The 1,565-nt window shown below is 68.8% G+C and carries 1 protein-coding gene; it reads right to left on the reverse strand.

The genetic code is table 11. The features are described from left to right. On the reverse strand, positions 1-1,565 hold a 1,565-nt coding region (locus tag PV679_RS35965), incomplete at both ends, for a condensation domain-containing protein (protein WP_319685488.1).

Genomic DNA, 1,565 nt, shown 5'->3' on the forward strand with positions numbered 1-1,565 from the left:
GTTGGGGTTGGTGTGTGCGTGTTCTTCGAAGTGTTCGTTGAGGGGCCGGTTGTCGATGGGGGCGTGGGTGTTGTTCCAGGTCTCCATGACCAGCGTGCGTTCTTCCGGGCTCAGTACGTCCACGTCACCGACCAGCACACCCGCATCCACCGTCACCTGACGCAGGAGACGCTCGAAGGCGGCCACCAGACGCTCGACGGTCGTGTGGTCGAAGATGTCCGAGCTGTAGAGCACCGCGCCCGTGAGGCCCGCTTCCTCGTCCTCGCGCAGCAGGAACTCCAGATCGAACTTGGCCGAGTGGGTGTCGACGACACCACTGGACTCCGAGCGGACACCGGGCAGCCGGAGACCGGCGTCGCCACCGCTCTCCAGAGCGAGACAGATCTGGAAGAGCGGATGCCGGGCGAGTGACCGCACCGGGTTGAGTGCTTCCAGTACCAGATCGAAAGGCGCCTCCTGGTGCGCGAAGGCGTCCAGGTCGAGCGCGCGTACCCGGGACAGCAGCTCCCGGAACGACGGATTGCCCGAGGTGTCGGTGCGCAGCACCAGGGTGTTGACGAAGAACCCGACCAGGTCGTTCACGGCCTCGTCCGACCGGCTCGCCACCGGCGAACCGATCGGTATGTCCTCTCCCGCGCCGAGCCGGGTCAGCGTCGCGGCGAGCGCGGCCTGGAGCACCATGAAGACGGTGCACCGCTCGGCCCGCGCCAGCTCCGCCACCCGGGACCGCAGTTCCTGGCCGAAGTCCACCACGACCGCGCCGCCCCGGTGGCCCGCCACGGCCGGCCGGGGCCGGTCAAGGGTCAGGCTCAGTTCCTCGGGAAGGCCGGCGAGAGCCTCACGCCAGTACGCCAGCTCGCCGGAGAGCACGCTCTCGGGGTCGGACTCGTCACCGAGCAGCCGCCGCTGCCAGAGCGCGTAGTCGGCGTACTGCACCGGCAGCGGCCGCCAGTCGGGAGCCGTACCGTCGCGCCGGGCGGTGTAGGCGGCGGCGAGATCGTCGAAGAGCGGCCGCAGGGACTGGCCGTCGGTGGCGATGTGATGCAAGAGGACCAGCAGTACATGGGCGCCGTCGCCGAGGTCGAAAAGCGTCACGCGGTACGGCGGTTCGGCGCCGAGGTCGAAGGCGTGCCCGGCCGCGGCGCGCAGCTCCTCGTCGAGCCGGTCCTCGGCCACCCGGCGCCGCTCGAAGACCACTGGGGCGTCCTCCGGATCGAGAACGCGCTGAAAGGGCTCGCCGTCCACCGATCCGAACACGGTCCGCAGGACCTCGTGGCGCCGCGACAGATCAGCGAAGGCCGCTCGCAGGGCGTCGGCGTCCAGCTCTCCGTCGAGCCGCACCGAGAGTGGCACGTTGTACGCCGTGCCGCGCTTTTCCAGCGTCGAGATGAACCACAGACGCCGCTGGGCGAAGGACAGCGGAAGGCGTTCCGGCCGGTCCTCCGTAACCAATGCGGGTCGTTTGTGTGTGGTTGTGTGGGTGTTGGTGTGTTGGGTGAGGGTGGCGATGGTGGGTGATTGGAAGATGTCGCGGATGGTGAGGTTGATGTTGAGGGTGGTGCGGA

Origin of the sequence: Streptomyces sp. AK02-01A, assembly GCF_033795305.1 — a bacterium.
In the GTDB taxonomy this organism is placed as follows: domain Bacteria; phylum Actinomycetota; class Actinomycetes; order Streptomycetales; family Streptomycetaceae; genus Streptomyces.